Origin of the sequence: Ideonella paludis (assembly GCF_018069865.1) — a bacterium.
GTDB classification, from domain to species: Bacteria; Pseudomonadota; Gammaproteobacteria; order Burkholderiales; family Burkholderiaceae_C; genus Ideonella; species Ideonella paludis.
On the sequence record NZ_JAGQDG010000005.1, the window covers coordinates 40,306 to 57,680 of the forward strand.

Consider the following 17,375-nt stretch of genomic DNA (forward strand, 5'->3'; position numbering starts at 1 on the left):
TCACAGCGCCATCAGCAGCGCGCTGGCCTGCGGCTTTTTGGCCCACCAGCGCGCCCACAAGCTGGGCTTGGCACCTGGTGCCCAAGCCTGGCTGTGCCGCTCGCCACACAGGGTCACCACCACGGGCTGGCCTGTCTTGGCGGCCGCGCACAGCGGCGGCATCAGCTCCGCATCCAGCGCCTGCCAAGCGTCCGCCCAAGCGGCCCAATCCTCGGCCAACAGCGGCCCGCGCAGGCGCTCATCCACCACCACATCTACCGGCTCTTGCCAAGCCTGCGGGCAGGCGCCTGTGCCGCTCAGCCAAAACGAGTTGATGACCGGCAGGCCTTGGGCCTCGCGCACTTCGTTCAAGGGGTGAGCATGCAGCAGCATCTGCGCTTCGGCTTGCAAGCGGCGCAACCGCCGTGCGGCCTCGGGCGGGCCCAGCCACAGGTCGACATTGCGGCCAATCACCCGGTCTAAAGAGGCGGTGGGCAAGTGGGCCAAGCTCTCATGCTCGGCCAGCCATTGCAGCGGGCTGCACCAGTGCAGCCGAATGCCGTCGTCTTCAAACAGCGGCCGAATGGCCTCAAAGGCTTGGCGCGATGCAGCTTCATCGAGCTGAAGCTCCGCCGGGTTGACCAGCGAGAACTGCTCCGTCCCGACATGCCAGTGCGTGGGGCTGACCCAGGCCCAGCCGCTGCCCGGCGCCGGCGCCAAGCCCGCGCGCTGCGCCGCTTGGGCGGCCCAAGGCAGGAGGCCGTCTTGCAGTGGCCAACCCAGGGCTTGGGCCAAGGCGCGCTCATGCGGCGGGCTCAGGGTGTATTCATCCCCTTCGTCCACGGGCTGGGCCTGCAGCTGTGCCAACAGGGCTTCCAGGTGCGGCAGTTGCAGCGCGCCCAAGGTGTGCTGGGCGGCCTCGGAGGTGGCCGAGGCAAAGGGCAGGATCAAGTGCCGTGGGGTCGAAGCGGTCATGGGCTGGATTATCCGGCGCATCAATCCCTGACGCTTTGGTGATGGTTTCGTGAGGACTATCCCGGCCCCGCCGGGAATCATGAGCGCACTGACATCCACCGCAACCTGCACAGCGCTCGGGGGTGTTTGTTCACCTCCCCCACTGCTGACCAAAGAGACACACCATGAACCGCAAACTCATCACCTCCTTGACCGTGCTGGCCGCCGCAGCCACCCTTGCCGCCTGTGGCGGTGGCGACGACGGCGACGCCACCTTGCGCGTCCAATTCAATGGCCTGGAAGACCTGGGCGCCACCTCGGTCTATGAGGGCTGGATGGTGGTGGACGGCACGCCCGTCACCACCGGCCGCTTCACCATCAACAGCGCCGGCAAGCCCAGCCAGACCGACTTCATCGTGCCCCGCGCCCAAGCCGACCGCGCCACCGCCTTTGTGCTGACCATCGAGCCCGCCACTGGCGACGTGCCGGCTGCCAGCAACCAGCACATCCTGGCGGGTGATTTCAATAGCGCCCGCACCTCGGCCACGCTCAGCATCGGCCACGCCGCCGCTTTTGGCAATGACTTCAGCAGCGCACGCGGCAGCTTCTTCTTGGCCACGCCCACCAGCGCCGCCACCGACGACAACGATCAAGGCATCTGGTTCATCGACCCCAGCTCCGGCACCATGCAGCCCAGCCTGACCTTGCCCGCGCTGCCCACAGGTTGGGTCTACGAGGGCTGGGTGGTGGTCAATGGCAAGCCCGTCAGCACCGGCCGCTTCAGCAGCGCCTCCGGGGCCGACAGCGACATGGGCGGCCCGGCCGCTGGCCCCTTGGGTGCGCCACCCTTCCCCGGCCAAGACTTCATCAACCCCGCCACCAAGCTGCCCGGCGGCATGGCCGTGATCTCCATCGAGCCGCAGCCTGACAACAGCGCGGCGCCCTTCACGCTCAAGCCTCTGATCAACACCAACATTGCCAACCTGGTGGGCGGCAGCAACCCGCAAACCCTGACCAACCAAGCGCGCACCAATGCGCCCACAGGCTCGGTCAGCATCATTCGCTAAAGCCTGCTGTCCAAGGGGCGGGGGCTGCATCCGGTAGCATCCCGCCCATGAGCTTTTTCTCCTCCTTGCCCTTTGAGTGGCAAATCGGCTGGCGCTACACGCGGGCCGGGCGTGCGGGCCGTCGCAACGGCTTCATCTCTTTTATCTCGCTGATCTCGGTGGTTGGCATTGCGCTGGGCGTGGCGGCGCTCATCATCGTGCTGTCGGTGATGAATGGCTTTCAGACGGTGGTGCGCGACCGCATGTTGGCGGCCATTCCGCACATTGAGGTCTATGAGTCCAGCGGTACCGGCCTGGCCGATTGGCAGGCTTTGGCGCGCGAAGCCCAGCAAGAGCCCCTGGTCAAGGCAGCGGCGCCCTTTGTCTCCAGCCCTTCGCTGCTGGCGCGCGGCGAGGCGATGCCCGGCGTGCTGGTGCGCGGCGTGCTGCCCGAGGCCGAACAGCACATCACCGACCTGGCCGCCAAGATGAAGGCCGATGGCGTGCTGGACCAACTCCAGCCCGGCGCCTGGCGCATCGTCATCGGCGTGGACCTGGCCCGCGCCTTGGACGTGAAAGTGGGCGAAACCGTCAACGTCATCACCCCCGGCATTCAAATGACCCCAGCCGGTGGCATGCCCACCATGCGCAAGTTCACGGTGGCCGGGATCTTCAATGTCGGCCACTTCGATTACGACAACACCTTGGTGATGATGCACCTTGACGATGCCGCCCGGCTCTATCGCACGGGCGGGCCGCAAGGCATTCAGCTGCGCCTGAGCGATGTGCATGAAGCCCGCGCCACGGGCTTCCGCTTGGCCGACATGCTGGGTCCTAAAGTCATTGTGAGAGACTGGACGCGCACCAAGGCGCAGTGGTATGACGCCGTGCAGATCGAGAAGCGCATGATGGGCATCATCCTCACACTCATCGTTGCGGTGGCGGCTTTCAATCTCGTCTCCACCTTGGTGATGACGGTGACGGACAAGCGCGCCGATATCGCCATCTTGCGCACCTTGGGTGCCAGCCCGCGCTCGGTGATGGCTATTTTTGTGGTGCAGGGCGCGACCGCCGGCATCATCGGCACGCTCTCGGGCGTGGGCTTAGGCCTCTTGGTCGCCTTCAATGTGGATGTGATTGTGCCCTTCATCGAGCGCCTGCTGGGCGTGGCCTTTTTGCCGGGCAACCTCTATATGGTGACTCAGATGCCGAGCGACCCGCAGTGGGCGGACATCGGCCCCATCACCGCCATCTCCTTGATCCTGGCCTTCTTGGCCACGCTCTACCCCAGTTGGCGGGCCAGCCGCGTGAACCCGGCGGAGGCCCTGCGCTATGAGTAAGCAGCACGACATCGTTCTCTCAGCGACGCAGTTGCACAAGCGCTTCACCGAAGGCCCGCTGGATGTGGAGGTGCTGCGCGGCGTGGACCTGCACGTCAGGCGCGGCGAAACCCTGGCCATCGTCGGTGCCTCGGGCTCGGGCAAAAGCACCTTGCTGCATCTGCTGGGCGGCCTGGATGTGCCCACCCAAGGCCATGTCGAGCTGATGGGCCAGCGCCTTGGCCAGCTCAACGCCGCCCAACAAGGCGCGTGGCGCAACCAGCATCTGGGTTTCGTCTACCAATTCCACCACCTCCTGCCCGAGTTCACCGCGCTGGACAACGTGGCCATGCCGCTGCGCATCCGACGCCAGTCCGTGGCCCAGGCCCGCCAAGCGGCCCAAGCTGCCCTGGCCAGCGTGGGCCTGGCCGAGCGCGTGCTGCACCGCCCCTCAGAGCTTTCCGGCGGCGAGCGCCAACGCGTGGCCATTGCCCGCGCCCTGGTGAACCAACCCGCCTGCGTGCTGGCCGACGAGCCCACCGGCAACCTCGACCGCGACACCGCCGACAAGGTGTTTGCATTGATGCTGGAGCGCGCCCGCGAGGCCGGCATGGCCTTTGTGCTGGTCACCCACGACAACCAATTGGCCGCACGCTGCGACCGCCAAGTGCGCTTGGAGCGCGGGCAGCTCGCCGCCTGATGTGGATAGACACCCACTGCCACCTCGACGCGCCGGAGTTCAGCGCCGACCGCGCTGAGGTGGTGGTGCGTGCGGTGGCCGCCGGTGTGGGCATGCAGGTCATCCCCGCCGTGCAGGCCGCGCACTTCGAGGCGGTTCGCGCCTTGGCGCACGAGCAAGGTGTGAGCTATGCCCTGGGGGTGCACCCGCTCTATGTCCACCGTGCAGCGCCCGATGAGCTGGAGCAACTCGACCACGCCCTGAGCCGCTGGAAGGACGACCCCCGCTTGGTGGCCGTGGGCGAGATCGGCCTGGACTACTTTGTGCCGGGCCTGGATGCAGCCCTTCAAGAGCGGTTCTATTTGGCGCAGCTCAAGCTGGCCCGCCAGCATGGCCTGCCGGTGATCTTGCATGTGCGCCGCTCGGCCGATGGCTTGCTCAAGGGCCTACGGCGGCATGAGGTTTGCGGTGGCATTGCCCATGCCTTCAATGCCAGCGATGCGCAAACAACGCAGTTTGTGAGCCGGGGATTTGCGCTGGGCTTTGGCGGTGCCATGACCTTTGAGCGTGCCTTGCAGATCCGCCATCTGGCCCGCACCGTGCCAGAGACGGCCTTGGTGTTGGAGACGGATGCGCCGGACATCCCGCCGCATTGGCTCTACCGCACGGCCGCCGAGCGCGAAGCGGGCCTGAGCAGCCGTAATGAGCCGGCCGAGCTGCCGCGCATCGCCCAGACCCTGGCCGACCTGCGCGGCTGGAGCCCGGCCCAGACGGCTGCGGTCACCACGGCCAACGCTTGCCGCGTGCTGCCGCGCCTGGGCGCCCTGGCGCATGGCTGATGCGCCAAACGCACCACGCCTGACCGGCTTGGCACCGGCCGTGGCACCCCACACCCGCTTGCTGGTTTTGGGCAGCTTTCCGGGTGTGGCCTCGCTGCAGGCGCAGCAGTACTACGGCCACCCGCGCAATCACTTCTGGCCGCTGATGAGCGCACTGCTGGCGCAAGACTTGGTGAGCCTGCCTTATGCGCAGCGCTTGGCCGCTCTGTTGGCGGCTGGCGTGGGCCTGTGGGATGTGTACGCCGCTTGCGAGCGCCAAGGCAGCCTCGATGCCGACATCAAGGCCGCAGAGTTCAACGACCTGCCGGGCCTCTTGGCCCAGTTGCCGCAGCTCAAGGGCATTGCCCACAACGGGGCCGAGTCCGCACGTGGGCGGCGCTTCACCGAAGGCTTGGGCCTGCCGGTCTTCAAGCTGCCTTCCACCAGCCCGGCCAATGCCAGTTGGACTTTCGAGCGCAAGCGCGCCGCCTGGGCAGTGGCCTTTAGCGCCTGTCTCTGAGATGGCCGGGGTCCTTCCCGTTTCTTCATGCATCGTCCTTGCAGAAAGGTCTTCCTCATGCCCGTCTTTACCCCTGCGCAGATGCTCTGCGAAACCTCGCCCAGCACCAACCCCGCCGAGCCCAACCGCTGCCTGTGGATCTCCGAGCCCGGCGGCCTGACGCAGTTCGGTGCCTATGTGGAAGTGCTGCAGCCCGGCGCCGTGTCAGCCCGCCCGCATTGGCACAGCGCAGAGGACGAAATGGTCTATGTGCTGGAGGGTGAGATCACCCTGATCGAGGGCGACACTGCAAGCCTCCTGCGCCCCGGTGATGCCGCCACCTTCAAAGCCGGTGTGCCTGTGGGCCACTGCCTGCACAACCGCAGCACGGCACCCACCCGCTGCCTGGTGGTGGGCACCCGCGCACCGCAAGACCGCATCACCTACCCAGGGCTGGACCGCGTCTGCGTGCGTGACCGTTCTTTGCCGGATGATCTGTGGGAAGACGGTGAGGGAAAGGCTGTGGAGAGCCCGTTCAGTTCTTAGGCTTGTTGGTGTGCCCGTGTTCGCCGTCGAAATCCCGCAGTTCGCCTGCCCTTATCCCAACCAGCTCCACACCTGAAGGGAAGGGTATGAGCGGCGAGGAATTCGTGTGGCGCTGCGTTGGTGAACCTGTGACAAGAGGATGCCCACAAGGCTGCCCAACGCTCGATCGAGTGGCGTTGATGTCGGCATCTCGCGAAGCGCATTTGTCGCAGAGTGGGTCTGTGTGGCATGCTTGTGCGTCCGGACGTTCAGTCCCAGCAGGAGTCTGCTTATGTCAACCCCAGTACATGAACTCGAAGCAGAGGTTCTCAGCCTCCCAGCGGCTGACCGAGCGCGGCTACTGGAGCGCCTGTTGGAGAGCTTCGATCACGACTCAAAAGTGGAAGAGGCATGGTTGGATGAAGCGCTGCGTCGTGAGCAAGAGGTTCTGGCCGGCCAAGTGGCTATGGTTCCCGGGCGGGATGCGTTAGCCCGAGTTCGTGCGCAGCTCAAGTGAGCTATGAGCTTCACCCCGCTGCTGAAGCAGAACTTGCGGTCGCGGCGAAGTATTACGCCGAAGAAGCCACTGTCCGCGTGGCAGAGGCTTTTCTGGCGGAGTTTGAAAGGGTGGCCGAGCTGCTTGGAGGCCACCAGCGTCTAGGCACACCAGCCAGAAGCGGCCTGCGGGTCTTCCCCTTTCATCGGTTCCCGTACTCGCTTGTATATCGAGAATCGACCAATGGTCCCTGCATCTATGCGGTGGCGCATCACAAGCGGGAACCAGGGTACTGGGCCAGTCGGCTGTAGCGCGCTGCCGCCTTCTCCGACGGGCCAGCAAGCTCTAAGACTTCCTTCAGCCCCACCCCCGACCATGACAGCCTGTTCACTGCATTTACAGGTTGTCTGTCATGCGTCATCTCCTTCTTCTTGCTGCCTTGGCCACGGCTGCCGTGGCGGCGCAGGCCGCCACACCGGCTGAGCTGCAAGCGGCCTACACGGCCCAGGCGGGCAGCCCTGCGCAAGCGGCGCGCGGCCAGGCCTTCTTCACCAGCACCCATGGCAAAGAGTGGTCGTGTGCCTCTTGCCATGGCGTCAAGCCCACGGGCCCGGGCAAGCATGCCGCCACGGGCAAGACGATTGGGCCGCTGGCGCCGGCCTTCAACCCCGAGCGCTTCACCGACAACGCCAAGGTGGAGAAATGGTTTCGCCGCAACTGCAACGACGTGGTCTCGCGTGAATGCACAGCCGCAGAAAAGGCGGATGTGCTGGCCTGGTTGCAAAGCTTGAAGTGAGCCGGACGCCTCTCATGACCTTCTTCTCTTCCTCCTCCTCCTCCTCTTTCCTGGTGCGCACCACCGCCTTGGCTGCCTTCTGGCTGACTACGCTGGCCGCACCGGCCTGGGCCGACGACCATGGGCCGCGTGTGCCGCTGCTGGCGGCCTACAAAAGCGAATGCTCGTCTTGCCATGTGGCGTATCCGGTGGGCTTGCTGCCGGCGGCGTCTTGGCAGCGGCTGATGAGCCATCTGCCCAAGCACTTTGGCACCGATGCCTCCCTGGACGCGGCCACCACCAAACAGATCAGCGACTGGCTGATGGCCAATGGCGGCGGCCGCCGTGCGGCGGAGGCGCCGCCAGAAGACCGCATCACCAAAGGCCGCTGGTTCATCCGCGAGCACGACGAAGTGGCTGCCGATGTGTGGAAGCGCCCTGCCATCAAGAGCGCCGCCAACTGCGCGGCCTGTCACACGCAGGCGGCTGAAGGCAGCTTCCGTGAGCGCGACATTCGCATTCCCAAGTGATTCCATTTCTTGAATTTAGAAACGGAATGGAGATGAATATGACTGAAAAAGCTGCCCCACGCATCTTGGTCTGGGACTGGCCGACCCGCGTCTTTCATTGGCTGATGGTGCTGTGCTTTACGGGTGCTTGGCTCACCTCTGAGAGTGAGCGTCTGCAACTGGTGCACATCACGCTCGGATACACCATGGCTGGCTTGGTGGCCTTTCGCGTGGTGTGGGGGCTGATGGGCACGCGCTATGCGCGCTTTACCAGCTTTGTGCGCGGGCCTGCGGCGGCTGTGAGCTATGTCAAGGGCGTGGTCGCCCGTGAGCCGCAACATCATGTAGGGCACAACCCGGCCGGGGCCTACGCGGTGCTGGGCTTGTTGGCGCTCGGCGCGGGGGTCACCCTGACGGGCTGGCTCAACGACAGTGGCGATGCCCCGCATTGGTTGGAAGAGGCACATGAACTGTTGGCGACCGGCATGTTGGCTTTGGTGGCGGTGCATGTGCTGGGAGTGGTGGTGGGCAGCTTGGCTCACCGCGAGAACTTGGTGCGTGCCATGTTCACTGGCCGCAAGCAGGGCAGCCCGGAGCAGGCCATCCGCAGCGCTTGGGCCACGGTCGCCGCGCTGATGCTGTGCGCGGTGCTGGGCTGGTGGGCCTGGCAATGGCAACATGCCCCGAGCGCCTCAGGTGCGCCAGGCGTAGTCCCCAGCGCAGCGGCGCCCGGCACGGTGGGCGCGTGGCTGACGGCCTTGAAGAAACACGACGATGATGATGGCGACGACGATTGACGAGGGCAGGGGGCTGTATGCGAATTTTGTTGGCTGAAGACGATGCCCTGTTGGGCGACGGCTTGCGCAATGGCCTGCGTCAACATGGCTTTCAGGTGGATTGGGTGCGCGACGGCGAGGCCGCCCAGCGCGAGCTGCGCGCCCAGCCCTATGCTGCGGCCGTGCTGGACCTCGGCTTGCCCCGCTTGGATGGGCTGGATGTGCTGGCGCAGATCCGCCAAGCCGGCGTGACCCTGCCCGTGCTGGTGCTCACGGCACGAGATGCCGTGCCGGACCGCATCAAAGGCCTGGACTTGGGCGCCGACGACTATGTGGTCAAGCCCATCGACCTGGACGAACTGGCCGCCCGCTTGCGAGCCTTGGTGCGCCGTGCGCATGGCCAAGCCACTGAAGTCTTGCGTGCTTGGGGTGGTGTGAGTCTGGATGTCTCGGCCCGCAGTGTCAGCAAAGACGGGCAGCCTGTGACCCTCTCGACCCGCGAGTTCGATTTGCTCCAAGCCATGGTGCTCAACGCGGGCCGCGTGCTCTCGCGCGAGCAATTGGAGCAACACCTCTATGCCTGGGGCCAAGAGGTGGAAAGCAATGCCATCGAGGTGCACATCCACCACCTGCGCCGCAAGCTGGGCAGCGACCTGATCCAAACCGTGCGCGGTGTGGGCTACTTGCTGCGCAAAGAGGACAATCCCGCCGCATGACGGGCGCTCCTTCCACTTCCACCCCGCGCAAGCCCTGGGCCTGGCCGGCCTCGCTGCAGGGCCGGCTGATGGCCGCGGCCTTGGGCCTGCTGGTGGTGGTCTGGAGCGCGACGGCCGTGGTGACGTGGGCCGATGCCCGCCACGAGCTGGACGAGCTGCTGGACGGCCACTTGGCCCAAGCCGCCGCCTTGCTGGTGGTGCAGCAGGCTCACGAGATTGAAGAGCTGCAAGAGGACGAAGACCACCACGAGCGTCGGGGCGTGGATGCCCCCTCGCTGCACCGCTATGCGCCCAAAGCGGCCTTTCAGGTGTGGCATGAGGGGCAGTTGGTGCTGCGCTCAGCCGGCGCCCCGGCGCAGCCCATGGGGCCGGATGGCCAACACTTCAGCCAGGGCTTTGACACCATCACCATCGCGGGTGAGCGCTGGCGCGTCTTCACCACGCGCGGGGCTGAGCAAGACGTGCAGGTCTACGTGGCCGAGATGGTGGACTCCCGCGCCGCCATTGGCCGCGCCGTGTTGCGCAGCGCCTTCTGGCCCGCAGCACTGGCCCTGCCGGTGTGGGGCTTGGGCTTGTGGTGGGTGATCCGCCGCGCCGTGGCCCCGCTGCGGGACCTCAGCAGCACCTTGGCTGCCCGGGCGCCTGATGCGCTGCAGGCGGTGGAGTTGGCCGAGGATGCGCCGCAAGAAATGCGGCCTATGGTGGACAGCCTCAATGGCTTGCTCGGCCGCATTGCCAGCCTGATGGAGGCCGAGCGCCGCTTTACTGCAGACGCCGCCCATGAGCTGCGCACGCCCATTGCCGCCATCCGCGCCCAAGCGCAAGTGGCGCTGGGGGCCAGCGACGACGCGCCGCGCCGTCACGCCCTGCTGGCCACCTTAGAGGGCTGTGACCGCGCCACGCACCTGGTGACGCAGTTGCTCACCTTGTCGCGCCTGGAGGCTGCGGGCAAGGCGGGCTTGGTCCCGTTGGATTTGTCCCAAGTGGCCCAGCGCGTCTTGGCCCAGGCCGCCCCCCAAGCCTTGGCCAAATCCCAGCAGTTGTCGCTGCAGGTGGGGGAGGCCAGTGACGACGACGCGCCCTTGCCGCCCGTGCCCGTCAATGGCCTGGAGACCCTGCTGGAAGTCCTTCTGCGCAATGTGGTGGACAACGCCATCCGCTACGCCCCCGCAGGCGCCCAGGTGCAGGTGCAGCTTCAGCCCGAGCCGGGCGGCGCCGTGCTGTGCGTGGAAGACAGCGGTCCCGGCATGAGCGACGCCGACATGGCCCGCCTGGGTGAGCGCTTCTTCCGGGTGCTGGGCACCGAGCAAAGCGGCAGCGGCCTGGGCTGGTCCATCGTGCGGCGCATTGCGGCGCTGCACCACGCCGATCTGTCGGTGCAGCGCTCCCCTGGCTTGGGCGGCTTGAGGGTGACTGTGCGGCTGGCTTGAGCGGGGCTGGCGTTGGCTGGGCGTCCCGCCCTTTATCGCATGCAGCCGCCGTTCATGCTGCCGCCAGCGCGTCCTGTCGCAGCGCTCTGGCGTGCCGTGTGGAGAGCTTCTACAGTTCAGCCATCAACACACCGGAGCCTCTCATGTCACTCGCCGAAGACCTCGCCTGCTTGGACGAACTGCACCGCCAAGGTGGCCTGTCCGATGAAGAATTTGCCCAGGCCAAAGCTAAGGTGCTGAGCCGTGGCGAAGCCCCTGTGCGCCACGATGCAACCATCGTTCATGCGCTGAATGGCCTGCGCCGCAGCCGTAGCGACCGTTGGTTGGGTGGCGTCTGCGGTGGCGTGGCCCAAATGACCGGCGTGGCCGCCTGGATCTGGCGCGTCAGCTTTGCTTTGCTGACGCTGTGCGCCGGCAGCGGCTTGCTGGTCTATCTGCTGCTGTGGATCTTCGTGCCTGAAGAGCCTGTGGTCACCATGACCCCGCGCCAACTGGGTAGCTGATCACAAACGCTGCAACACCAATCTGGCCGTGGCCGGGTTGGTGGCGCACACCACGTTGTGCACATCACAAGCCCGCACCAGGGCGTTGATGTCGGGCTCATGCGGCTGCGGCGTCATTGGGTCGCGCAAGAAAATCACCGCGCTCACCTCGCCCACCGCCAGGCGAGCCCCAATCTGCAGGTCGCCGCCCAAAGGCCCGGAGAGCAGGCATTCCACCGTCAACCCCACCTCTTGGGCCAAGCGACCCCCTGTGGTGCCGGTGGCCATCAGGGCGTGTTGCCCCAGCTGCGGCGCAAACTCGCGCGCCAGCGCCACCAGGGTGTCTTTCATGCGGTCGTGAGCGATCAGGGCAATGTGCATGCGCCGATTGTGGGGCGCTGCGGCTGGGCCTGGGTTTCCAATCGGTTACCCCGCCCTCGCCATCGCCTCCAGCAACTGTGCCGTGCGCCGCGTCAGCGGTGTGCTGCGGCGCTGAGCGGGTTCGGCTAGGCAGAGAGTGCTGATGATCTGCGGCGCTTCGATGGGGCGCACGCGCAGGTGTTGCAGCGCGCCGTGGGCGCGCACGGCGCCTGCCGTCAGCGCGGCATGGCCCAGGCCCGCGCTGACGAGGTCGGGGATGACGCCCACGCTGGAGACTTCCCACACCACGTTGAGTTGCACGCCATGCAGGGCGGCTTGCGTCTCCATCAGCTTGCGAAAGGTGTGGCCGCGCTGCGGCATCACCAAAGGCAGGCCGGAGAGTTGGGCAAAGCGCATCGGCCCGGTCACGTCTTGGCTGACCTCGGTGGCCACGGGGCTTACCAAGCACAGCGCCTCTTCGATCAAAGGCCGGGTGCTGACCTGGGCCGAGGGCTCAGGGTTGTAGAGCAGGCCCAGGTCCAGCCGCCCGTCGCTGAGCCACTCGCTGATGTGCATGGAGAAGCCCTCGATGATGGCGCAGCGGGCTTTGGGCATCTGGATCTGAAAGGCCTGGATCAGCGGCAGCGTCCACTGCCGCGCCAGGCTGGGCGGCAGGCCAATCGCAATCTGCCCGGCCGGCTCGTCCCGCCCGGCTGCGACCTCGCTGCGTGCCACTTCCACTTGCTGCAAGATGGCCCGGCCATGGGCCAGCAAGCGCTGGCCCGCCTCAGTCAGGGCCACGCCCCGGCCATGCCGCAGCAGCAGGGTCTCGCGCAGCTCGGTCTCCAACTGCCGCACCTGGCGTGAGAGGGCCGGCTGGGCCACATCCAAGATCAGCGCGGCCTTGCTGAAGCTGCCGGCTTCGGCCACTTGCACAAAGGTGCGGAGTTGACGGAGATCCATGGTGTGGGGCGGGGAAACCCGCATGAGCTATGCCCAAATGGTATAGCAGCTAGTCGGCTGTTGGGCTTGGAGCGCCCGGCGCCGCCGCCAACAATGCTGCCATGGCAAGCTCCTCCACGTCATCCCCACTGCGCTGCATCTCTTCCATGGCCACGCGGCTTTTGTTGGAAGAGCTGCTGGGCGAGCATGGCCGGCGCACAGGCCAGTCCGTGGCGCTGGAATCCGTGGGCGGGGTGGATGCCGCCAAGCGGGTGCAAGCCGGCGAGGCCTTTGACGTGGTGGTCTTGGCCGACGATGCGCTGGCCAAGCTGGCGGCTGCAGGCCATGTGCGGCCTGAGAGCGTGCGGGCGCTGGTGCACTCCCCCGTCGCGGTGGCGGTGCCTGCGGGGCGGCCAGAGCCTGACATCTCCACTGAGGCGGCGCTGCGTCGGGCGGTGGCCCAAGCGCCGCGCATTGGTTACTCGACAGGCCCCAGCGGCACGGCCTTGCTGAAGTTGTTGGAGGGCTGGGGGCTGCTGGCGCTGTTGAAAGACCATCTCATCCAAGCTCCGCCGGGTGTGCCCGTGGGCCAGATGCTGGCCACCGGCCAGGTGGACCTGGGTTTTCAGCAGCTCAGCGAGCTGCTGCCGGTGCAAGGCATCACCCGCCTAGGCCTGATGCCCCAGGGCGCCCAGATCATGTCCACCTTCAGCGGCGCAGTTGCCCACACCAGCCAGCAGCCCGACGCGGCTCAGGCGCTGCTGCGCTTCCTGGCCTCAGACGGGGCTGCTGGCGCCAAAGCGCGCCAGGGCATGACGCCCGCCTGAGCCCACCGCCTTCAAAACACAAGGACCTTGTCATCATGATCATCGACGTTCACGGCCACTACACCACCGCGCCTGCGGCGCTGGGGGCTTGGCGCGACCTGCAGATTGCCGGCCTCAAAGACCCCAGCCGTGCGCCCAAGGCCAGTGACTTGAAGATCAGCGACGACGAGATTCGCGAGTCGATTGAGACCAACCAGCTCAAGCTGATGAAGCAGCGCGGCAGTGACCTGACCATCTTCAGCCCACGCGCCAGCTTCATGGCCCATCACATCGGGGACTTCAACACCTCGGCCACCTGGGCGGCCATTTGCAACGAGCTCTGCTACCGCGTCAGCCAGCTCTTCCCCGACCACTTTGTGCCGGCGGCCATGCTGCCGCAGTCGCCGGGGGTGGACCCCGCGACTTGCATCCCCGAGCTGGTGAAGTGCGTAGAGCAGTACGGCAATGTGGGCCTGAACCTGAACCCTGACCCTTCGGGCGGCCACTGGACCAGCCCGCCGCTGTCGGACCGCCACTGGTACCCGCTGTACGAGAAGATGGTGGAGTACGACCTGCCGGCCATGATCCATGTCTCGACCAGCTGCAACGCCTGCTTCCACACCACCGGCGCTCACTACCTGAATGCCGACACCACGGCCTTCATGCAGTGCCTCACCTCTGACCTGTTCAAGGACTTCCCGACGCTGAAGTTCTTGATCCCGCATGGCGGCGGTGCGGTGCCTTATCACTGGGGCCGCTTCCGAGGCTTGGCCCAAGAGCTGAAGAAGCCGCTGCTGCAAGAGCACTTGCTCAACAACATCTTCTTCGACACCTGTGTCTACCACCAGCCGGGCATCGACCTGCTCACCAAGGTGATCCCGGTGAAGAACATTTTGTTTGCCTCCGAGATGATTGGGGCGGTGCGCGGCGTCGACCCTGAAACCGGCCACTACTACGACGACACCAAGCGCTATGTGAACGCCACGCCGAACTTGACTGATGATGAGCGTTACCAGGTCTTTGAAGGCAATGCCCGCCGGGTGTTTGGCCGCCTGGACGCGACACTCAAGGCCCGTGGCCTGTGACTCTGGAGAGCAGCATGTACGAACTCGGCGTTGTCTACCGCAACATCACCCGCGCGGACCGCGCAGCCACCGATGCCATGGCCGCTTTGGGCAGTGCCACCGTGCACGAAGCCATGGGCCGCGTGGGCTTGCTCAAGCCCTATATGCGCCCCATCTACCCCGGCGCACAGGTGTCGGGCACGGCGGTGACGGTGCTGCTGCAACCCGGCGACAACTGGATGCTGCATGTGGCGGCCGAGCAGATCCAGCCCGGCGACGTGGTGGTGGCTGCCGTCACCTCGGAGTGCACGGATGGCTACTTCGGTGACCTGCTGGCCACCAGTTTCCAGGCGCGCGGTGCGCGGGCCTTGATCATCGACGCCGGCGTGCGCGATGTGAAGACCCTGCAGGCCATGAACTTCCCGGTCTGGAGCCGCGCCATCTCGTCCAAAGGCTGCATCAAGGCCACGCTGGGCTCGGTCAACATCCCTGTGGTGTGTGCCGGCATGGGGGTGCAGCCAGGCGACGCCATCGTGGCGGACGAGGACGGCGTGGTCTGTGTGCCCGCGGCGCGTGCTGTGCAAGTGGCCGAGGCCGCCGCCAAGCGCGAAAGCTTCGAGGCCGAGAAGCGTGCCAAGCTGGCTTCAGGCATCTTGGGCCTGGACATGTACAAGATGCGTGAGCCACTGGCCGCAGCGGGCTTGCGCTACATCGATTGATCAGAAGAAAAGCCTTTCCTTCCTTCCCCACCGTGTTCCCTTGCAGGAGACAAACCCCATGACCTTCGTCCTCAAAGCCCTGGCTGTGGCTGCCACGTCGTTGGCGCTGCTGGCCCCCAGCGTGCAGGCGCAAGACTTCCCCACCAAGCCGGTGCGCATCATCACCCCCTTCCCGGCCGGGGCTGGCCCCGAGGCCGCACTGCGCGTGTTGGCCGAAAAGCTGCAAAAGAAATGGGGCCAAACCGTGGTGGTCGAGAACAAGCCCGGCGGCAATGGCTTCATCGCCATCGACACCTGGAAGCGCGCCAACCCCGATGGGCATGAGCTGATCCAGCTCGACAACGTCCACCTCACCACCTACCCCTCGCTGTTCAAAAAGCTGCCCTACGACCCGGCCAAAGACTTCGAGCCCATCGCACCGCTGTTCCGCACCTACTTCTTTGTGGGCGTGGGCGCGGGCAGCAAGTACAAAACCGTGGGTGACATCGTGGCCGATGCCAAGGCTCACCCCGGCAAGCTGAACTACGGCTCTTGGTCGGTGGGCAACCCGGTGCACCTGGGCTCGGCCCTGCTCGAAGCCATGACCGGCACCCAGATGCAGCATGTGATCTACAAAGAGACCGCCATGCTCTACACGGCAGTCGCCACCAATGAAATGGACTGGGCTCTGGGCTCGCTGGCCACCGCAGGCCCGATGCAGCGCGCCGGCAAGCTGAAGTTCATTGCCGTCACCGGGCCCAAGCGCCACCCCGCCTTCCCCGACGTGCCCACCGTGGCCGAATCGGGTGGGCCGGCGGGCTATGAAGTGACGGGGTGGACCATGGTCGCCGCCCCCAAAGGCCTGCCCAAGGCTGTGGCCGACAAGATCCAGCGCGACATTGAGGCGGCCCTGGCTGAGCCTGACATGAAAGACCGCTACGCCACCTTTGGCTACGAGCAGTTCCCGGTCACTCGCGATCAGTTCATGGCCTTCATCAAGTCCGAGACCACCAAGGCGGCCGACATCGTGGCCCGCACCAAGGCTTCGCTGGACTGATCTCTGGCCATCCCTGCCGGGGCGGCTTTTGCCGCCCCGACTCCTCGCACACACCGCACACCTCCCATGAGCCGAACCACCTCGGGCGACTTCCAAAAAACCAGCGGCTGGCTGGATTGGTTTGACGGCCCTGCCAAGCCCCGCTTCCAACTGCCCGCAGGCGCCGTGGACGCCCACTGCCATGTGTTCGGTCCAGGGGCCGAGTTCCCTTATGCCCCCGAGCGCAAGTACACGCCGTGCGACGCCAGCAAGGCGCAACTCTTTGCGCTGCGCGACCATCTGGGCTTTGCTCGTAACGTCATTGTTCAGGCTACTTGCCATGGTGCCGACAACCGCGCCATGCTGGATGCCTGTGTGGCCTCGGGTGGCAAAGCACGCGGCGTGGCCACGGTGCGGCGCAGCGTCACTGATGCCGAGCTGCTGGCCATGCACGCCGCCGGTGTGCGCGGGGTGCGCTTCAACTTCGTCAAACGCTTGGTGGACTTCACGCCCAAAGACGAGCTGATGGAGATCGCGGGCCGCATTGCCCAATTGGGCTGGCATGTGGTCATCTACTTCGAGGCGGTGGATCTGCCCGAGCTGTGGGACTTCTTCACCGCCTTGCCCACCACTGTGGTGGTGGACCACATGGGCCGCCCCGATGTCAGCAAGCCGGTGGACGGCCCCGAGTTTGAGCTGTTCTTGCGCTTCATGCGTGAACATTCCAACGTCTGGAGCAAGGTGAGCTGCCCCGAGCGCCTTTCCGTCACCGGCCCCAAAGCCTTGGAGGGCGAGCAAGCCGCCTACCGCGACGTGGTGCCCTTTGCGCAGCGCGTGGTGCAAGCCTTCCCCGACCGTGTGCTCTGGGGCACCGATTGGCCGCACCCCAATCTGAAAGACCACATGCCCGACGACGGCCTGCTGGTGGACTTCATCCCTCACATTGCGCCCACCGCTGAGCTGCAACACAAGCTCTTGGTGGCCAATCCCATGCGGCTCTATTGGCCGGAGGAACAGTAAATGGCCCTAGACAAACCCTATAAAGACGTGCCCGGCACCATCATCTTTGATGCCGAGGAATCGCGCAAAGGCTACTGGCTCAACCAGTTTTGCCACTCGCTGATGAAGCCTGAGAACCGCGCCCGCTTCAAAGCCAATGAGCGCGCTGTGCTCGATGAATGGCCGCTGACCGAGGCACAAAAGCAAGCCGTGCTGGCCCGCGACCTGAACGCCTGTATGCGCGAAGGCGGCAACATCTATTTCTTGGCCCGCATTGGCGCCACCGATGGCCTGTCTTTCCAGCAAATGGCCGGCTCCATGACGGGCATGACCGAGACTGAGTACCGCGCCATGATGATGGCCGGTGGACGCTCTCCTGAAGGCAATCGTTATCTGGGCGAAGACGGCGACGCCCAACCCCACCGCCAGCCCCAAGGTGCGGCGGGCCGCAACAAGGATTGACACAC

The 17,375-nt window shown here is 65.8% G+C and carries 23 protein-coding genes; 20 read left to right on the forward strand and 3 right to left on the reverse strand.

Annotation, left to right across the window (positions count from 1 at the left end):
- The gene (locus KAK11_RS13375; protein WP_210809677.1) at positions 1–954 is read right to left on the reverse strand and encodes a hypothetical protein; all 954 of its coding nucleotides are present in this window, start codon (positions 952–954) and stop codon (positions 1–3) included.
- 164 nt (positions 955–1,118) lie between these two features.
- Between KAK11_RS13375 and KAK11_RS13380 the strand changes: the two genes are divergently transcribed.
- The 14 genes from KAK11_RS13380 (at position 1,119) to KAK11_RS13445 (ending at position 11,024) form a co-directional block, all read left to right on the forward strand.
- On the forward strand, positions 1,119–2,000 hold the full coding sequence (locus KAK11_RS13380; RefSeq protein WP_210809678.1) for a hypothetical protein: 882 nt from the start codon (positions 1,119–1,121) through the stop codon (positions 1,998–2,000).
- A gap of 47 nt (positions 2,001–2,047) precedes the next feature.
- Positions 2,048–3,319, forward strand: a complete 1,272-nt coding sequence (locus KAK11_RS13385) for a lipoprotein-releasing ABC transporter permease subunit (protein ID WP_210809679.1) — start codon at positions 2,048–2,050, stop codon at positions 3,317–3,319.
- Positions 3,312–3,998: a lipoprotein-releasing ABC transporter ATP-binding protein LolD gene (gene lolD / locus KAK11_RS13390; protein WP_210809680.1), complete on the forward strand. Its 687-nt coding sequence runs from the start codon at positions 3,312–3,314 to the stop codon at positions 3,996–3,998. Before KAK11_RS13385 ends, lolD begins: the two co-directional genes overlap by 8 nt.
- Entirely contained in the window at positions 3,998–4,816 is an 819-nt protein-coding gene (locus KAK11_RS13395; protein ID WP_210809681.1) for a TatD family hydrolase, read from the forward strand. Before lolD ends, KAK11_RS13395 begins: the two co-directional genes overlap by 1 nt.
- Positions 4,809–5,315: a DNA-deoxyinosine glycosylase gene (locus KAK11_RS13400; RefSeq protein ID WP_210809682.1), complete on the forward strand. Its 507-nt coding sequence runs from the start codon at positions 4,809–4,811 to the stop codon at positions 5,313–5,315. Before KAK11_RS13395 ends, KAK11_RS13400 begins: the two co-directional genes overlap by 8 nt.
- 57 nt (positions 5,316–5,372) lie before the next feature.
- A complete protein-coding gene (locus KAK11_RS13405) occupies positions 5,373–5,840 on the forward strand; it encodes a cupin domain-containing protein (protein ID WP_210809684.1) in 468 nt (155 codons plus the stop codon).
- A 271-nt stretch (positions 5,841–6,111) separates the two neighbouring features.
- Positions 6,112–6,336 carry an addiction module protein gene (locus tag KAK11_RS13410; RefSeq protein ID WP_210809685.1) on the forward strand — a complete coding sequence of 75 codons (225 nt, stop codon included), beginning with the start codon at positions 6,112–6,114 and terminating at the stop codon, positions 6,334–6,336.
- Positions 6,333–6,626 (forward strand): type II toxin-antitoxin system RelE/ParE family toxin, encoded by a 294-nt coding sequence (locus KAK11_RS22300; RefSeq protein ID WP_210809686.1) that lies wholly within the window; start codon positions 6,333–6,335, stop codon positions 6,624–6,626. Before KAK11_RS13410 ends, KAK11_RS22300 begins: the two co-directional genes overlap by 4 nt.
- Before the next feature lie 101 nt (positions 6,627–6,727).
- A complete protein-coding gene (locus tag KAK11_RS13420; protein WP_210809687.1) occupies positions 6,728–7,111 on the forward strand; it encodes a DUF1924 domain-containing protein in 384 nt (127 codons plus the stop codon).
- A 14-nt stretch (positions 7,112–7,125) separates the two neighbouring features.
- Entirely contained in the window at positions 7,126–7,620 is a 495-nt protein-coding gene (locus tag KAK11_RS13425) for a diheme cytochrome c (protein ID WP_210809688.1), read from the forward strand.
- Positions 7,621–7,652: 32 nt separating this feature from the next.
- Positions 7,653–8,396, forward strand: coding sequence for a cytochrome b/b6 domain-containing protein (locus tag KAK11_RS13430; RefSeq protein WP_375140684.1), 744 nt, complete (start codon positions 7,653–7,655; stop codon positions 8,394–8,396).
- Between the two features lie 17 nt (positions 8,397–8,413).
- A complete protein-coding gene (locus KAK11_RS13435) occupies positions 8,414–9,091 on the forward strand; it encodes a response regulator (protein WP_210809690.1) in 678 nt (225 codons plus the stop codon).
- Entirely contained in the window at positions 9,088–10,521 is a 1,434-nt protein-coding gene (locus tag KAK11_RS13440; protein ID WP_210809691.1) for an ATP-binding protein, read from the forward strand. Before KAK11_RS13435 ends, KAK11_RS13440 begins: the two co-directional genes overlap by 4 nt.
- A 143-nt stretch (positions 10,522–10,664) precedes the next feature.
- Positions 10,665–11,024 carry a PspC domain-containing protein gene (locus KAK11_RS13445; RefSeq protein WP_210809692.1) on the forward strand — a complete coding sequence of 120 codons (360 nt, stop codon included), beginning with the start codon at positions 10,665–10,667 and terminating at the stop codon, positions 11,022–11,024.
- Here KAK11_RS13445 and KAK11_RS13450 read toward each other — a convergent pair whose 3' ends face one another.
- On the reverse strand, positions 11,025–11,384 hold the full coding sequence (locus KAK11_RS13450) for a methylglyoxal synthase (RefSeq protein ID WP_210809693.1): 360 nt from the start codon (positions 11,382–11,384) through the stop codon (positions 11,025–11,027).
- 45 nt (positions 11,385–11,429) lie between these two features.
- On the reverse strand, positions 11,430–12,326 hold the full coding sequence (locus tag KAK11_RS13455) for a LysR family transcriptional regulator (RefSeq protein WP_210809695.1): 897 nt from the start codon (positions 12,324–12,326) through the stop codon (positions 11,430–11,432).
- 101 nt (positions 12,327–12,427) lie between these two features.
- Between KAK11_RS13455 and KAK11_RS13460 the strand changes: the two genes are divergently transcribed.
- The 6 genes from KAK11_RS13460 (at position 12,428) to ligA (ending at position 17,370) form a co-directional block, all read left to right on the forward strand.
- Entirely contained in the window at positions 12,428–13,132 is a 705-nt protein-coding gene (locus KAK11_RS13460; protein ID WP_375140685.1) for a substrate-binding domain-containing protein, read from the forward strand.
- Between the two features lie 35 nt (positions 13,133–13,167).
- Positions 13,168–14,196 (forward strand): amidohydrolase family protein, encoded by a 1,029-nt coding sequence (locus tag KAK11_RS13465; RefSeq protein ID WP_210809697.1) that lies wholly within the window; start codon positions 13,168–13,170, stop codon positions 14,194–14,196.
- A 14-nt stretch (positions 14,197–14,210) separates the two neighbouring features.
- Complete coding sequence (gene ligK / locus KAK11_RS13470; RefSeq protein ID WP_210809698.1) at positions 14,211–14,894, forward strand: 4-carboxy-4-hydroxy-2-oxoadipate aldolase/oxaloacetate decarboxylase; 684 nt, start codon at positions 14,211–14,213, stop codon at positions 14,892–14,894.
- Positions 14,895–14,952: 58 nt separating this feature from the next.
- Positions 14,953–15,930 carry a Bug family tripartite tricarboxylate transporter substrate binding protein gene (locus tag KAK11_RS13475; RefSeq protein WP_210809699.1) on the forward strand — a complete coding sequence of 326 codons (978 nt, stop codon included), beginning with the start codon at positions 14,953–14,955 and terminating at the stop codon, positions 15,928–15,930.
- 66 nt (positions 15,931–15,996) lie between these two features.
- Complete coding sequence (locus tag KAK11_RS13480) at positions 15,997–16,929, forward strand: amidohydrolase family protein (RefSeq protein WP_210809700.1); 933 nt, start codon at positions 15,997–15,999, stop codon at positions 16,927–16,929.
- Positions 16,930–17,370, forward strand: coding sequence for a protocatechuate 4,5-dioxygenase subunit alpha (gene ligA / locus KAK11_RS13485; RefSeq protein WP_210809701.1), 441 nt, complete (start codon positions 16,930–16,932; stop codon positions 17,368–17,370). It begins immediately after the preceding gene.
- Positions 17,371–17,375: the final 5 nt, after the last annotated feature.

What these genes read in the sequence shown, in the direction of transcription:
- ligK (WP_210809698.1), top strand. Translation starts at nt 14,211, where the DNA reads ATGTACGAACTCGGCGTTGTCTACCGCAACATCACCCGCGCGGACCGC.
- KAK11_RS13445 (WP_210809692.1), top strand. Translation starts at nt 10,665, where the DNA reads ATGTCACTCGCCGAAGACCTCGCCTGCTTGGACGAACTGCACCGCCAA.
- KAK11_RS13455 (WP_210809695.1), bottom strand. Translation starts at nt 12,326, where the DNA reads ATGGATCTCCGTCAACTCCGCACCTTTGTGCAAGTGGCCGAAGCCGGC.
- KAK11_RS13385 (WP_210809679.1), top strand. Translation starts at nt 2,048, where the DNA reads ATGAGCTTTTTCTCCTCCTTGCCCTTTGAGTGGCAAATCGGCTGGCGC.
- KAK11_RS13425 (WP_210809688.1), top strand. Translation starts at nt 7,126, where the DNA reads ATGACCTTCTTCTCTTCCTCCTCCTCCTCCTCTTTCCTGGTGCGCACC.
- KAK11_RS13460 (WP_375140685.1), top strand. Translation starts at nt 12,428, where the DNA reads ATGGCAAGCTCCTCCACGTCATCCCCACTGCGCTGCATCTCTTCCATG.
- KAK11_RS13440 (WP_210809691.1), top strand. Translation starts at nt 9,088, where the DNA reads ATGACGGGCGCTCCTTCCACTTCCACCCCGCGCAAGCCCTGGGCCTGG.
- KAK11_RS13450 (WP_210809693.1), bottom strand. Translation starts at nt 11,384, where the DNA reads ATGCACATTGCCCTGATCGCTCACGACCGCATGAAAGACACCCTGGTG.
- KAK11_RS13375 (WP_210809677.1), bottom strand. Translation starts at nt 954, where the DNA reads ATGACCGCTTCGACCCCACGGCACTTGATCCTGCCCTTTGCCTCGGCC.
- KAK11_RS13435 (WP_210809690.1), top strand. Translation starts at nt 8,414, where the DNA reads ATGCGAATTTTGTTGGCTGAAGACGATGCCCTGTTGGGCGACGGCTTG.
- KAK11_RS13395 (WP_210809681.1), top strand. Translation starts at nt 3,998, where the DNA reads ATGTGGATAGACACCCACTGCCACCTCGACGCGCCGGAGTTCAGCGCC.
- KAK11_RS13475 (WP_210809699.1), top strand. Translation starts at nt 14,953, where the DNA reads ATGACCTTCGTCCTCAAAGCCCTGGCTGTGGCTGCCACGTCGTTGGCG.
- KAK11_RS13380 (WP_210809678.1), top strand. Translation starts at nt 1,119, where the DNA reads ATGAACCGCAAACTCATCACCTCCTTGACCGTGCTGGCCGCCGCAGCC.
- lolD (WP_210809680.1), top strand. Translation starts at nt 3,312, where the DNA reads ATGAGTAAGCAGCACGACATCGTTCTCTCAGCGACGCAGTTGCACAAG.
- KAK11_RS13420 (WP_210809687.1), top strand. Translation starts at nt 6,728, where the DNA reads ATGCGTCATCTCCTTCTTCTTGCTGCCTTGGCCACGGCTGCCGTGGCG.
- KAK11_RS13410 (WP_210809685.1), top strand. Translation starts at nt 6,112, where the DNA reads ATGTCAACCCCAGTACATGAACTCGAAGCAGAGGTTCTCAGCCTCCCA.
- KAK11_RS13480 (WP_210809700.1), top strand. Translation starts at nt 15,997, where the DNA reads ATGAGCCGAACCACCTCGGGCGACTTCCAAAAAACCAGCGGCTGGCTG.
- KAK11_RS13400 (WP_210809682.1), top strand. Translation starts at nt 4,809, where the DNA reads ATGGCTGATGCGCCAAACGCACCACGCCTGACCGGCTTGGCACCGGCC.
- KAK11_RS13430 (WP_375140684.1), top strand. Translation starts at nt 7,653, where the DNA reads ATGAATATGACTGAAAAAGCTGCCCCACGCATCTTGGTCTGGGACTGG.
- ligA (WP_210809701.1), top strand. Translation starts at nt 16,930, where the DNA reads ATGGCCCTAGACAAACCCTATAAAGACGTGCCCGGCACCATCATCTTT.
- KAK11_RS13465 (WP_210809697.1), top strand. Translation starts at nt 13,168, where the DNA reads ATGATCATCGACGTTCACGGCCACTACACCACCGCGCCTGCGGCGCTG.
- KAK11_RS13405 (WP_210809684.1), top strand. Translation starts at nt 5,373, where the DNA reads ATGCCCGTCTTTACCCCTGCGCAGATGCTCTGCGAAACCTCGCCCAGC.